The 10,816-nt window shown below is 70.9% G+C and carries 17 protein-coding genes and 1 pseudogene; 13 read left to right on the forward strand and 5 right to left on the reverse strand.

The window, feature by feature from the left end; translation table 11 throughout:
• The 7 genes and pseudogenes from HUX53_RS35485 to HUX53_RS35510 all read left to right on the forward strand — a co-directional run.
• Window positions 1-530, forward strand: a pseudogene (locus HUX53_RS35485) (hypothetical protein); the annotation flags it as partial.
• A 38-nt stretch (window positions 531-568) separates the two neighbouring features.
• Window positions 569-994, forward strand: coding sequence for a thioredoxin family protein (locus HUX53_RS35490; protein ID WP_176407655.1), 426 nt, complete (start codon window positions 569-571; stop codon window positions 992-994).
• A 116-nt stretch (window positions 995-1,110) separates the two neighbouring features.
• Complete coding sequence (locus tag HUX53_RS43230) at window positions 1,111-1,176, forward strand: putative leader peptide (protein WP_353819285.1); 66 nt, start codon at window positions 1,111-1,113, stop codon at window positions 1,174-1,176.
• A gap of 80 nt (window positions 1,177-1,256) precedes the next feature.
• Entirely contained in the window at window positions 1,257-1,694 is a 438-nt protein-coding gene (locus HUX53_RS35495; protein ID WP_176407656.1) for a DUF4395 domain-containing protein, read from the forward strand.
• Window positions 1,691-2,530, forward strand: a complete 840-nt coding sequence (locus tag HUX53_RS35500; protein WP_176407657.1) for a sulfurtransferase — start codon at window positions 1,691-1,693, stop codon at window positions 2,528-2,530. Before HUX53_RS35495 ends, HUX53_RS35500 begins: the two co-directional genes overlap by 4 nt.
• Before the next feature lie 32 nt (window positions 2,531-2,562).
• Window positions 2,563-2,871 (forward strand): DUF1416 domain-containing protein, encoded by a 309-nt coding sequence (locus tag HUX53_RS35505; protein ID WP_176407658.1) that lies wholly within the window; start codon window positions 2,563-2,565, stop codon window positions 2,869-2,871.
• A 92-nt stretch (window positions 2,872-2,963) separates the two neighbouring features.
• Window positions 2,964-4,265, forward strand: coding sequence for a hypothetical protein (locus tag HUX53_RS35510; protein ID WP_176407659.1), 1,302 nt, complete (start codon window positions 2,964-2,966; stop codon window positions 4,263-4,265).
• A 223-nt stretch (window positions 4,266-4,488) separates the two neighbouring features.
• Here HUX53_RS35510 and HUX53_RS35515 read toward each other — a convergent pair whose 3' ends face one another.
• The 5 genes from HUX53_RS35515 to HUX53_RS35535 form a co-directional block, all read right to left on the reverse strand.
• Window positions 4,489-4,716 (reverse strand): hypothetical protein, encoded by a 228-nt coding sequence (locus HUX53_RS35515; RefSeq protein WP_176407660.1) that lies wholly within the window; start codon window positions 4,714-4,716, stop codon window positions 4,489-4,491.
• Complete coding sequence (locus HUX53_RS35520; RefSeq protein WP_176407661.1) at window positions 4,713-5,315, reverse strand: hypothetical protein; 603 nt, start codon at window positions 5,313-5,315, stop codon at window positions 4,713-4,715. Before HUX53_RS35520 ends, HUX53_RS35515 begins: the two co-directional genes overlap by 4 nt.
• Window positions 5,312-5,473 carry a hypothetical protein gene (locus HUX53_RS35525; RefSeq protein WP_176407662.1) on the reverse strand — a complete coding sequence of 54 codons (162 nt, stop codon included), beginning with the start codon at window positions 5,471-5,473 and terminating at the stop codon, window positions 5,312-5,314. Before HUX53_RS35525 ends, HUX53_RS35520 begins: the two co-directional genes overlap by 4 nt.
• Before the next feature lie 144 nt (window positions 5,474-5,617).
• Window positions 5,618-5,920 carry a hypothetical protein gene (locus HUX53_RS35530; protein ID WP_176407663.1) on the reverse strand — a complete coding sequence of 101 codons (303 nt, stop codon included), beginning with the start codon at window positions 5,918-5,920 and terminating at the stop codon, window positions 5,618-5,620.
• A gap of 48 nt (window positions 5,921-5,968) precedes the next feature.
• Complete coding sequence (locus HUX53_RS35535) at window positions 5,969-7,204, reverse strand: S8 family serine peptidase (protein WP_255205957.1); 1,236 nt, start codon at window positions 7,202-7,204, stop codon at window positions 5,969-5,971.
• Window positions 7,205-7,356: 152 nt separating this feature from the next.
• Between HUX53_RS35535 and HUX53_RS35540 the strand changes: the two genes are divergently transcribed.
• The 6 genes from HUX53_RS35540 to HUX53_RS35565 all read left to right on the forward strand — a co-directional run bounded on the left by HUX53_RS35540 (window position 7,357) and on the right by HUX53_RS35565 (window position 10,800).
• Window positions 7,357-7,659, forward strand: coding sequence for a hypothetical protein (locus HUX53_RS35540; RefSeq protein ID WP_176407664.1), 303 nt, complete (start codon window positions 7,357-7,359; stop codon window positions 7,657-7,659).
• A gap of 20 nt (window positions 7,660-7,679) precedes the next feature.
• Entirely contained in the window at window positions 7,680-8,969 is a 1,290-nt protein-coding gene (locus HUX53_RS35545; RefSeq protein WP_176407665.1) for a hypothetical protein, read from the forward strand.
• Window positions 8,970-8,978: 9 nt separating this feature from the next.
• Window positions 8,979-9,605: a hypothetical protein gene (locus HUX53_RS35550; RefSeq protein WP_176407666.1), complete on the forward strand. Its 627-nt coding sequence runs from the start codon at window positions 8,979-8,981 to the stop codon at window positions 9,603-9,605.
• 1 nt (window position 9,606) lies between these two features.
• Window positions 9,607-10,221 carry a hypothetical protein gene (locus tag HUX53_RS35555; protein WP_176407667.1) on the forward strand — a complete coding sequence of 205 codons (615 nt, stop codon included), beginning with the start codon at window positions 9,607-9,609 and terminating at the stop codon, window positions 10,219-10,221.
• Window positions 10,222-10,294: 73 nt separating this feature from the next.
• Complete coding sequence (locus tag HUX53_RS35560; protein WP_176407668.1) at window positions 10,295-10,594, forward strand: hypothetical protein; 300 nt, start codon at window positions 10,295-10,297, stop codon at window positions 10,592-10,594.
• 17 nt (window positions 10,595-10,611) lie between these two features.
• The gene (locus HUX53_RS35565; RefSeq protein ID WP_176407669.1) at window positions 10,612-10,800 is read left to right on the forward strand and encodes a hypothetical protein; all 189 of its coding nucleotides are present in this window, start codon (window positions 10,612-10,614) and stop codon (window positions 10,798-10,800) included.
• Window positions 10,801-10,816: the final 16 nt, after the last annotated feature.

Here is a 10,816-nt window from a genome sequence, read left to right on the forward strand (position 1 = left end):
GGCCGCCGCCCTGCCTGCTGTGCGGGCTGCGGCCCAGGGCGGCCGAGCGACGGAGGGGTTGGCTCGCCGGGCTGACCGGCGGGCGTGGCATCGGGGGGTGGGCCCCGCTCGCCGCCGTCGCGTGCCTGCTGCTGGTCGTCGGGGGCCTGTTCGGCGGTTTCGTCCTCCCGCGCGGATCGGACGGCGGCGCGGCGAAACCCGCGCCGTCCGCCACACCGGAGCCGGCGGCGACCGCCGAGCGGATCAGCGCCGCGAACCCCGCGAGCAACATCAAGGGCTACGTGGTGCTCCGCAAGAAGGAGTGGGGGACCGAGGTCGAGCTGCACCTGGCCGGCGTGCCGAAGGGGTCGCGCTGCCGGCTCCAGGTGATCGCGCGGGACGGCCGCCGGGACGCGCTCGGCAGCTGGTACGTCCCGTACGACGAGGGCTACGGTGAGTACCGCGGGTCGACGATGTTCCCGCGCGGCCAGCTGTTCTCGTTCGAGGTCGTCGGGCTGGACGGACGGCCGCTCCTCACGATTCCCACCTGATCGGAAGAATTCCGGCCCCTTCCGGGTTGTGCCTGACGATGACCGGAGCCCTGATCGCCGCGGCGGTCCTCATCGCGGCCACGGTGTTCGCCCTCGTCCGGCGGCGCCGTGACGGTGTGCTGCGCGAACGGCGAGGGGAGGACGACGAGGTGGCGGAGACCATCCGGCCGGACGACGTGGGCGCCGAACTCGGCGAGAAGGCCACGCTCCTGCAGTTCTCCAGCGCGTTCTGCGCGCCGTGCCGCGCCACCCGCCGCGTCCTCGGCGAGGTCACCGGGATGGTGGACGGCGTCGCGCACGTCGAGCTCGACGCCGAGGCGCACCTCGAACTCGTCCGCCGGCTGAACGTCGTGCGGACCCCGACCGTCCTCGTCCTGGACGGTGCCGGACGCGTCGTCCGCCGCGCCACCGGAGCGCCCCGCAAGCCCGACGTCATCGCGGCCCTCGGGGAGGTCATCCCGTGAGCCCTGCCCCGACGACCTGCGATAAGACGAATGTCACTGTCTCGGAAGGCGAGACGGATGTGACAGCACGTGGATTGCCGCTTAACATCGAGTACGTGCGTAACTGGACAGAGCAGATGCTCACGAAGCGCCGCGCGGTGGACTTCTGCCGCGTGGCCGCCTCGCTCTGTCGCATGGCCTGAGGCATCGAGCCCGTCCGCCCCCGAGCACTTTTCCGACTTTCAGCTCGTACGCACGCTTCCACTCCGCCAGGAGCACCCCGATGCAGGTTGATCCGCGTGGGCCGCGCTTCGCTGCGGCCGTCACGACAGCCGTCCTCATCGCGGTGCTGGTGACCGGAAGCTGGGCATTGCTCGCCGCTCAGGCCACGGTGTTCGCGCTCGCGACCTTCCTCGGCCTCCGGTACGCCCCGTACGGACTGGCGTTCACAGTGCTGATCCGTCCCCGGCTCGCTCCGCCCAGGGAACTGGAGGACGCCGCCGCGCCCCGCTTCGCGCAGGGTGTCGGACTGGTGTTCGCCCTGGTGGGAACGGTCGGATATGCGACGGGGACCACCTGGCTCGGCATCGGTGCCACCGCCCTCGCGCTGGCGGCGGCGTTCCTGAACGCGGTGTTCGGGTTCTGCCTCGGCTGCGAGTTGTATCCGCTCTTCCGACGTATCACTGCGAAAGTTCGTTCCGAGAGGGAGGTTCCGGCATGAGCCGCTCCGACGTCCTGGTGGACACCGACTGGGTTGAGTCCCACCTGGACGACCCCGGCCTGGTTCTCGTCGAGGTCGACGAGGACGTGTCCGCGTACGACAAGGGCCACATCCGTGGCGCCGTGAAGATCGACTGGAAGACCGAGCTGCAGGACCCGGTCCGCCGCGACTTCGTGGACAAGACCGGGTTCGAGCAGCTGCTGTCCGGCAAGGGCATCGCCAACGACGACCTGGTGATCCTGTACGGCGGCAACAACAACTGGTTCGCGTCCTACGCGTACTGGTACTTCAAGCTGTACGGGCACACCAACGTGAAGCTGCTCGACGGCGGCCGCAAGAAGTGGGAGCTGGACTCCCGCGAGCTGGTCACCGACGTGCCGTCCCGTCCGGCGACCGACTACAAGGCCAAGGACCAGGACCTGTCGATCCGCGCCTTCCGCGACGAGGTCGTCGAGGCGATCGGCAAGCAGAACCTGGTGGACGTCCGTTCGCCCGACGAGTTCAGCGGCAAGCTGCTCGCCCCGGCGCACCTGCCGCAGGAGCAGTCGCAGCGGGCCGGGCACATCCCGACCGCGGCCAACATCCCGTGGTCGAAGGCGGCCAACGACGACGGCACGTTCAAGTCCGACGAGGAGCTCCGCGAGCTCTACACCGAGGCCGGCGTCGACCTGAACAAGGACACCATCGCCTACTGCCGCATCGGTGAGCGCTCGTCGCACACCTGGTTCGCGCTGCGCGAGCTGCTCGGCATCGAGAACGTGAAGAACTACGACGGTTCGTGGACCGAGTACGGCTCGCTGATCGGCGTGCCGATCGAGCTCGGCGCCGCCAAGTAACCCCGGCCGACCTTCCCACCGCTGGAGGAGCAATGACCCAGGGCTGCGCAGCGCCCGAGCAGACCGCTCACCTGCCCGCGACCGTCGACCTCACCAACGAGGCCGTCATCCAGGGCACCGTCACCCGCGAGGGCACCCCGGTGTCCAGCGCCTACGCCCGCCTGCTCGACTCGTCCGGCGAGTTCACCGCCGAGGTGGTCACGGGCGACGAGGGCGTGTTCCGGTTCTTCGCCGCGGACGGCGACTGGACCGTGCGCGTCCTCGCGGCCGGCGGCGTGAGCGTCGACAACACCGTCACCGCGAAGACCGGCACGGTCGCCGGCCTGGAAGTCGCGATCTGACCTGGCCCGAATACCGGACCCCGCCGTCCCACCGCACCCCGGGACGGCGGGGTTCGTCGTGAAATGACCCGGATCCTCTACGATCGTGCGCCATGGCCTGGCCGTCCGCGCGTTCCCCGCTGATCCTCCCGTGGGCGACGCTGAAGCTCGCGGGACGGTTCGTCCTGGCGGTGGCCCTGTGGTTCACCGTGGGGGAACTGCTCCGGTACGGCGCCATGTACGGCGGCTACAAGCTCGGCACGATGAAGGGGACGGCCGCGTCCATCGCCCCGATCGTCACCATCGGCCTGCTCGTGGTGATCACGCTGACGGTCACGGTGCTGATGGTGCACAGCGTCCGGGAGGGCCTGGACGTCGTGCACGCCCGCGCGGTGGACGGCGACCTCACCCCGTGGGCGGTCGGCAACGAGGAGCCGGTGATCGGCGCGATCGGCCGCGCCGCGCTCCCGTTCGTCATCTTCTACCTGGCGTGGGGGATGCAGGGCGAGGACGCCCGCGAGTTCGCGTCGGCGGCGGCGAGCCGCGGGTTCGCGGAGGGCGGCATCGAGGGGCAGATCAAGGGCGCCGGGATGCTGCTGTCGCTGGAGAAGCACGTCGGCCTCGCGATCGGCCTCACCGCGGGCCTGTTCGTGCTGAAGGTGCTGGCGGAGTGGCGGCTGGAGGCGCGGCTGCCCCGCGCCATCGGCGCGCTCGTCGCCTTCCTGGAGATCAACTTCGCGCTGTTCGGCATCTTCACCATCGACCACCTGCGCGGCCTCGGCGTCGGCTGGCTCACCGGGCGGGAGGTGTGGGGCTGGGTGAGCGGCGTCGCCGGCCCCGCGTTCGACCTGTGGCCGCCGTTCAAGGACGCGGTGCTCGGCGCGCTGATCTGGCTGGTGATCGCCGGGGTGATCCTCGGGCTGGACGCGGCCGACGAGCGGGTCGTGCTCGGCGGCGGCCGGGCGGGGCGGCGGCTGGCGCGGGCCGGCGGTCTCGACCGGGCGAACAGCTCCCGCGAGCTGCTCACCCGCGGGTTCCGGGAGATGTGGCTGCCCGCCTGGTACGGGCTGCGGCTCGTCCGCCGGTCCGGGATGCTGCCGTTCGCGACGTTCGCCCTGCTGTTCGCCGGCCTGTACGTGGGGGAGGACGCGTCCCGCCGGCTGGTGTACGAGGTGATCGGCCCGCACGAGGTGACGTGGTGGATCCAGGCGCTGCCGGCCGTCGGCTACGTGACGGGGCTCGTCTTCGAGATCCTGCGCGTCTGCCTGCTGGCGGCGGCGTTCAACCTCGTGATGGCGCGAGTCAGTGCGCGAAACGCAGCGAAGCCAGTGGGTCCCCCTGCTGCCGTGACTCCTTCGGTGCCTGGATCTGCAGATCCAGCGCGCCCGCCTTGGAGCGGGGCACCGTCGCCTTGACGGTGATGCGCATCGCGACGCCCGCCTTGGGCTCCGCCGTCCGGACACCGTTCGCGAACCATTCGCGGCCGTCGCCGTCGTGCAACCGGTATCGCAGCCCGTAGGAGCCGACCGCCTTGGCGCTTTCGGCGTCCGAAGGACGGACGGCGACCGCCAGTTGCAACTCGACCACATCGCCCTGCCCACTGAGCGGTGCCGCTGTCCGCCGGTCGAAGACCTTCCATTAAGCACCGACCAGATCGCCGATCTGCCCTTCGGGGACGGTCGTTATCTTCTCCGGCGGTTTCAGTGACTTCTTGACGTTCTCGGTCTCGTCCGCCCATGGAAGGACGAGCATCGCCGCCATTGCGCACATGAGCGCGATGGCCTGCACGATCCGCCGATCCCGGGGACGCATTCCAGGCCGTCCGGGTAGCGGGATCCCGTCGGGCTGGGTGTCGGAGGCCGTCATGAGGTCTCCGTCCTGACCTGGTACCGCTCGGTGGCGCTCTGGACCAGCTTGGCCGCCCGATCCCGGTTGAGCTTGAGGTCGATGTCGGCCGCCGACGACAGCTGCGGCAGCAGCCCGCCGGTGCCCACGACCAGATGCGCGCCTTCGACCCGGTCCTTCGGCAGCTCGAACACCAGCTTCGTGGACGTCCAGATCATCGGCTGCAACGTCGGCTGGTTCAGCGACGCCGCCGCGGTCCGCGGGCCGCCCTTGAACGTGTAGCCGCCCGGCGTCTCCAGCTCCGCCGACGCGAGCTGCAGCGGTTCGTGCCCGGCCGTCGCGCTGAGCCGCACGACGAGGTAGACGCCGTCCGTCCCCACCGGGCGAGCGCCGCCGATCGAGAAGCCCGACTGCAGCGACCGCGCCGCGTCGACCCCGTCGACCCGCACGCTGAAGTCGCGAGTCGTGACCTTCTCGCCGACCGTCCCGTCGGTCCGGATCGGGTCCAGTTCCCCCGCCCGCACCTCGGGACGGACGGAGTGCAGCCACATCGCGCCGGCGAGCAGGACCGTCCCGCCGGCCCCGGCCCCGCCCCGCAACAGCACCTGCCGCACGTTCATGGCGGACTCACCGGCAGGGTGAGGCGGGCGGCGAGGACATCGCTACCGGGCGGGACGATCCAGTTGTAGCTGCTGTCGGTGAACCCGTGCTCGTAACTCCACTTGCGCAGGCCGACGGTCAGTTTCGTCGGCGAATCGGCCGGGCCCATCTCCCACATCGCGGACGCCTCGACCGGCAGCCCCGGCTGCGTCGTGTCCGTCTTCGCGCCGCCGGCGACCCCGTCGATCCGCTCGGGTTCGACCCATTTGCCGGCCTTGGTCAGCGCGGCGACGCCGTCCGTCAGCCCGCCGCTGCCCAGCGACTAGGTCTCCTTGCCCTTGTTCAGCACGCGCATCCGCATGATGAGGTAGCGCTTCTTGCCGCTGCCGAACGCGTCGTCGGCGAGCCCGATCCGCACGTCATGGACGGTCACGCTGAACAACCCGAGGTCGAGCCGTTCACCGGCCTTCTTCGCGGGCTGCTTGGGCGTCGCCTTGAATCCGCCCGCGACCCACACGACCGGCACCAGGACCACGAGCACGCCCAGCACGGCCAGCGGCACGACCCACCGCCGCACCGCCGCGCGCTGCTCGGGCTCTGGGGGCACCGGCGCCGTCGACTGCATCCGCCAGATGGTATTACGCCGCCCGTCCCCGGGCGGGCCGGCCGCGGGCTAGTCGTCCCCGCGCCGGTCCGCGGAGTCGGCGGTCATCGTGACGTAGCCGGGGCGCCAGCCGCGGCGCCGGCCGAGCGGGATCAGCATGCCGCCCGCCGCCACCAGCGCGGCGAGGCCGAGCGCCCCGCCCGCGATGCCCAGCGCGACGGCGCGGGTGGTCGGGTCCGGACGGTCCGCCATGGCGATCTTCACGGGCGGGCCCGCGGCGCCGGGCTGCCCGGCGTCCGCGACGCCCACCGCGGTGAGGGCCTCGAACGGGTTGATCATGCCGTGCCCGCTGCCCGTCCCCTTGCTGCCCTCGGCCGTCGCCTCGATCCGCTGCTTGACCTGCGCGGGGGTGAGTTTCGGATAGAGCTGCCTGATGAGCGCGGCGAGCCCGGAGACGAACGGGGTGGCGAAGCTCGTGCCCTGCTCGGCGACGGCGTAGGTGCCGTCCGGGGCCGTCGTCACGATGTCCTTGCCCGGCGCAATGACCGAGACGGGGGTCGCGGGGTTGGAGAACGTGGTGACCTGCCCGTCCTGCCCGACGGCGCCCACCGAGATCACGCCCGGGTAGGCGCCCGGATACATCAGCCCGGGGACGTTGCCCTTCTCCGGGTCGATGTTGCCGGCCGCGGCCACGACGACGACGCCCTTCGCGAGCGCGTCCTCCACCGACTTGCGCAGCCGGGGGTCGTCGCCCATCGACTGGGTCGAGACGTTGATGACGTCCGCGCCGAGCCGGACAGCCTCGTCGATGCCCTTGGCGGCGAGGCCGCTGTCGACGCCGCTGGCCTGGGCCGCGAACTTGATCGGGATGATCCGCGCGTCCGGCGCGACGCCGTAGAAGGGGCTGACGCCCTGCTTCGCGGCGATGATCCCGGCCACCCAGGTGCCGTGCCCGAGGCAGTCCTTCGCGCCCGTCTTCGTCAGGTCGACCCCCTTCAGGACCTTCCCGGCGAGTTGGGGGTTCGCCGCGGTGACGCCGCTGTCCACCACCGCGACCTTGATCCCGCGCCCGGTGGCGCGCTCGTGCGCGGCGCCGATGTTGAGGATGCGCTGCGCCCAGGGCTGCCCGTTCTGGTCGAGCTGCCGCTTGGTCATGACTCCGGCGGGCGGGTTGCAGTTCGCCGGTGCCGCCGGTGCCGCCGGGATCGCCGGGGCCGCCGGCGCAGCGTGGGCGACCGGCGCCGTGCACAGGGGCGCGAGGCAGCCGGCCAGCACGGCGACCGCTGTCCATCTCATCCCGCTCATCCCGGAAGCTCCTTTCACCGGACACGACTGTAGAGGACGCCGGCCCGGTCATGCCGAGATCATCGGGTGTACTGCACCGGCGGGACGCCATGACCTATCCTGCCGACGGCAGGAAGCGTCACAAAAAGGCTGCGCGACGAAAGGCGGCGGGTGTGGGCGGCGAGATCTCCGTGAACCCGGCACGGATCGACCAGCACGGCAAGGAGATCAAGAGCGCGGTCCGCCCGGCCCTCGACAAGGCCCGCAGCACCCTGAACTCCAAGGGGACGATCGAAGGCGGCGACTTCAGCGTCACCGGCACCCTGGCGTCCATGGCCTATCCGATGGGCCTCCAGTTCGCCTACGAGGACCTGAACACCCACCTCGAAATGCTGGACGGATTCGCCGAGAAGCTGGGCACCGCGGCGAAGAACTACGGCGGTGCCGAGACCGCCAGCAAGATCAAGTACGTCTGACGAGGGGCGAGGGCGCCGCGATGACCGCATTCAATTCCTATGACACCCTCATGGGCACCGCCGACATCGAGACCGGCATCGCCCAGTTCATCCTCCCGCCGGCCGTCTGGATCAAGCTTCAGTTCACGCTGAGCAAGGGCAATCCGGTCAACCTCGAAAAGGCGGGGCAGGCGTGGATGGACGCCGCCCAGTCCGTCGAGCAGACGAAGACACTGCTGCAGCAGCGCGTGGCCGCCATCTCCCCCCAGGACTGGACCGCCGACGACCGTCCCGGCTACGAGCAGAAGGTGCAGGAGTTCGTCGCGCAGCTCGACATCCTGCAGACCTACTTCCAGGCCGTGGGCATCGCGCTGATCTCGTACGCGTGGGCGCTGATGGTCTACGCGATCTTCGCCGTGGCGATGGGCACCTTCCTGGCCGCGCTCGCCGCCGTCGCCGCCGCGGCCCTCGCCGGGATCATCACCGCGGAGATCACCGCGGCCTGCGAGGCGATCGCGGCGACCTGCCTGACCGTGACGCTCGTCGCCACCGGCGTCCTCGCGATGGCCGCGCAGCTGGCGGCCATGGTCTTCCAGGGCGGGTCGCTGCTCGCCGCGGTCGCCGAGTCGGGCAAGGGCAACGACCAGGCCCTGTCCGACTTCATGACCGCCCAGGCGACCGGCTCGGCCGCGGCCCTCGCCAACCTCGGGCAGAACGCGATCAACGGCGGCCTCGCGGCCGCCGGGTCGCGCGGCGGCGGCCGGGGACTGCCCGTCTCCAAGGTCGACCTCGACGCCGACCGGAACGCCAACCACACGTGGAACATCGGGGGCGGCGCCACCGTCAAGACCGGGGCCGGGAACGAGATCACCGGCGGCGGCCACGTCAAGTGGGGCGACCACGGCCTCGCGGGCGGCGACCTGTCGGGCGGCTTCAAGTCCTCGACCGGGCTCGGCGTCAACGGCAACGTCGAGTACACCGACGAGGACGGAATCGGCCAGGGCGACCACGGCAGCGTCAAGTACGGCGCCGGGGCGAGCGTCGAGACGCCCGGTTCCGTGTCCGTCGGCGGCAACGGAACCGGAAACGGGCAGAGCGTGCCCATCCCGACCGTCGGCGGCAAGGTGGGCATCGAGGGCAACCATGACTTCGAGACCGGCGAAGGCAAGGTGTCGGGGTCGGCGAGCGGCCAGCTCAACGGCGGCGACGTCGTGAAGGGAACCGGCAACGTCAACTACGACGGCCAGGGCCACACGTCCACGTCGGGCACGCTGGGGCTGCCGACCGGAGACATCAAGGCGGGCGACGAGACCCCACCGTGGGACAAGTGAGGTCCACCCGTGTTCGATTATCCGGCGTTGCGCATCGCGCAGATCTCGTCCCAGTTCGAGTACGAGATCAGCGACCCGGGCGGGCAGTCCCTCGGCCGGACCACGCAGGTCTCCGGCCCGAAACCGCGCAAGGGGCCGCTGGCGATGTTCGGCGCGGGCGTCGGCGACGCGCGCGTGGTTCTCCAGCTCTTCGCGGCGGACGGCACGCCGGCCTTCTTCGTCGACTACCAGCGCGGCGCACCGGTCGCGTTCGTCGCGCCCGACGGCACCGTGATCGGCCGGTACGCCGAGGACCGGACGTCCGCCGCGCAGCAGATGGCCGGGCAGGGCGCCCTCCGCAGGATGATGGCGGCCATGGCGCCCGCAATGTGCAACATCCTGCTGGACGGCGCCGACCGTCCGCTCTGCCGCCTCGACTGGGAGATGAGGCTGGACAGTTCACAGAACGACAACCGACAGTGGCACGTCGTCGGCTGCTCCTACACCGATATGAACGGCGTCCAGGTCGCGAAACTCGACGTGAACGAGGGCTTCTACAAAGGCAAGTACGACCTCCAGTTCTTCTACCAGTTGCCCGAGCCGATGCGGACGCTCGTCCTCGCCTCGCCCATCGCGTTCGACCTGACCCGGAGCTGACGTGCCGAGCCTGTACGAGACGCTGACCTGGACGATCGACGAGCCAGGGCAGCCCCGCACGTACGTCTTCCACGGCGGGGACGAGCTGCTCGCCAACGGCACCCGGGTACCCGTCCGGCGCCCCGACGACGCGGCGATGCCGTACGCGAACCCGCACGCTCAGCACGACGAGTCGCGCGTCGTCATCTGCCTCGCCGCCCCGGACGGCAGCCCGTACTTCTACGTCGACCGCACGAACGACCCGATGCGTCCGCAACCGGCGTACGTCGTCGCGGCGAACGGCGGGCTGATCGGCTCCATCGCCGTCGCCACTGGCGGCGTCAAGGGCGTCTTCTCCCTGATGTCCGGGAGGAGCGGCGGCCGATTCACGCTCCTGGACGCCCAGTCCAGGCCGCTCGCCAGGTTCACCGGTCCCGGTCTTCGCAACCCGAAGGCGGAGGGCGTCCTCGTGGACGCGTCCGGCAAGGAGATCGCCCGGGTCGCCACCGACCACTCGCCGTACAACGACCGCAGGCGCCGCCGGACCGTGCGCGTCCACGCCCCGCTCCCCGAACCGCTGCACACCCTCGTCCTCGCGCTGGTCATCGGCGTGGAACTGATGATCCCGGCCACCTGACGGTCGTTCCGGTCAAACCGTCGTCACTCCGGCGGACGTCCCTTATGATCAACATTCGACTCGGGAGGGACACGTGACACCACCCAAGGCAGCGGACCCGCAGCGCATCGCCCTGCACGGCAAGGACATCACCGACCAGGTCGTGCCCCGGCTCCGGACGGCCGGCGACAAGCTCAACACCGACGGCACCTACAACCTTGAGGGCGGCGACTTCAGCATCACCTGCTCCGCCGCCTCGGCCGCCTACCCGATCGCCGTCCAGTTCGGCTTCGAGGACGTCAAGCTGCTGATGGAGACCGCCAAGGGCTTCGCGGCGAAGATCGACACCACGGCGAAGGCGTACGCCGAGGCCGAGCGGTCCAGCACGGTCTGACGGAGAGGAACGGCAGCGTGACCACCCCCAGCGGCGGACGGACGGCGGGCGGGACGAGCCCGTCCGGCGGCGGCTCGACCACCTCGTCCGGCGGCGGCACCACGAGCGGGTCCCGCGGCGGCTCGTCCACCACCACCCCGTCCTCACCGACGCAGGACGCCCGCAACAAGGGGCTCCGGGGCGGCGCGGGCGTCCTGCGTCGGTGAGGACGGGGTGGTGGTG

The sequence above is a fragment of the Actinomadura sp. BRA 177 genome, from assembly GCF_013372625.1.
Classification (GTDB): Bacteria; Actinomycetota; Actinomycetes; order Streptosporangiales; family Streptosporangiaceae; genus Spirillospora.

Coding starts and splice junctions, on each gene's coding strand:
- HUX53_RS35515 (WP_176407660.1), bottom strand. CDS start 4,716: ATGACGGCCTCCGACACCCAGCCCGACGGGATCCCGCTACCCGGACGG.
- HUX53_RS35545 (WP_176407665.1), top strand. CDS start 7,680: ATGACCGCATTCAATTCCTATGACACCCTCATGGGCACCGCCGACATC.
- HUX53_RS35495 (WP_176407656.1), top strand. CDS start 1,257: ATGCAGGTTGATCCGCGTGGGCCGCGCTTCGCTGCGGCCGTCACGACA.
- HUX53_RS35500 (WP_176407657.1), top strand. CDS start 1,691: ATGAGCCGCTCCGACGTCCTGGTGGACACCGACTGGGTTGAGTCCCAC.
- HUX53_RS35505 (WP_176407658.1), top strand. CDS start 2,563: ATGACCCAGGGCTGCGCAGCGCCCGAGCAGACCGCTCACCTGCCCGCG.
- HUX53_RS35535 (WP_255205957.1), bottom strand. CDS start 7,204: ATGAGCGGGATGAGATGGACAGCGGTCGCCGTGCTGGCCGGCTGCCTC.
- HUX53_RS35525 (WP_176407662.1), bottom strand. CDS start 5,473: ATGTGGGAGATGGGCCCGGCCGATTCGCCGACGAAACTGACCGTCGGC.
- HUX53_RS35520 (WP_176407661.1), bottom strand. CDS start 5,315: ATGAACGTGCGGCAGGTGCTGTTGCGGGGCGGGGCCGGGGCCGGCGGG.
- HUX53_RS35490 (WP_176407655.1), top strand. CDS start 569: ATGACCGGAGCCCTGATCGCCGCGGCGGTCCTCATCGCGGCCACGGTG.
- HUX53_RS35510 (WP_176407659.1), top strand. CDS start 2,964: ATGGCCTGGCCGTCCGCGCGTTCCCCGCTGATCCTCCCGTGGGCGACG.
- HUX53_RS35530 (WP_176407663.1), bottom strand. CDS start 5,920: ATGCAGTCGACGGCGCCGGTGCCCCCAGAGCCCGAGCAGCGCGCGGCG.